We start from the raw sequence: 1,006 nt of genomic DNA on the forward strand, positions 1-1,006 counted from the left end.
GTCGAGTGCCGTACGAGCACGTCGCCTTCGGTCCCGAGCAGGGCGGCGGCGCCGCGCGGGGCCGCTTCCGGGCGGACGAACCGGAGCGTCACGTCGCCGACATGGAGCGGCGCGCCGGCCCACGACTCCAGCAGCGTGGTCGTCAGGCCGTCGCCGCCGAGCAGCATCCGCGTCAGCGGACTGCGGAACCGGGCGATGGCCGAGCGGGCGGTGTCGGTGCCGGGGGTGTCGAAGCTGTCGTCGTGGGCTGCGGGAAGGAGCTGGGTCCTCGTGGGCATACCGTTACGGCTCACTTTCGGGTGCGAAGACGGGACGGGACGGCAGTTGCCGGGGCATACGACGACCGCCTCGCGGTGGCGACGAGATACCCCGGCAGTGCGAACCGAGTGTGCACCGTCAGTGGCGCTCCGCACATCCCCGCCAGCGTCCGGACCGCGGCGGCGCTGTACACCTTGCGCAGGCTGATCAACCCGTCGTGCGCCTGCGCCGGGCCGCCCGTCAGGAACATCAGCGGCACCGCGGCCAGACACAGCGGATGCCGCCACCCGTCCACGAGCAGCAGCGTCCGCGCCACCCGCGTCCCTTCCCGCAGCAGCGCCGCGACCCCGTCCGGCGCCAGGTGGTGCAGCGACATCGCCATCACCGCCACGTCGTACGCGCCCGCCGGGGCGTCGATCGCCGTCGCGTCGACCACCGCGCAGCGGGCCCGCGGATGCCGCCCCAGCGGCCCGGCGCGCAGCTCCGCGACGACCCGCGGGTTGACGTCGCTGGCGGTGACCCGGGCGGCGGGGTGCGCCCGGAGGATCCCGTACGCCAAGCGCCCGCTCCCGGCGCCGAGTTCGAGGACCCGGGGGCGGCGGGCGGGGCCGAACTCGGCGGCGGTGAGGCGGGCGCAGATGCGGTAGCCGAGGGTGAGGCGCTGGAACCGGTCGAGTCCGCGCAGGACGCGGCGGGCGGTGGCGGGGTCGCCGGGGCGGTCGAGGTACTCGTCCCGCCCGGTCTCGTA

At 75.6% G+C, this 1,006-nt stretch carries 1 protein-coding gene and 1 pseudogene; both read right to left on the reverse strand.

Annotated features, from left to right (window positions below):
- Positions 1-278 (reverse strand): annotated as a pseudogene (locus H5J30_RS35645) (hypothetical protein); the annotation flags it as partial.
- Positions 279-289: 11 nt separating this feature from the next.
- Positions 290-1,006 (reverse strand): class I SAM-dependent methyltransferase (locus H5J30_RS35650; RefSeq protein ID WP_181791922.1); only part of this gene is annotated, 717 nt, incomplete at its 5' end.

The sequence above is a fragment of the Streptomyces phytophilus genome, from assembly GCF_013870535.1.
Classification (GTDB): domain Bacteria; phylum Actinomycetota; class Actinomycetes; order Streptomycetales; family Streptomycetaceae; genus Streptomyces; species Streptomyces phytophilus.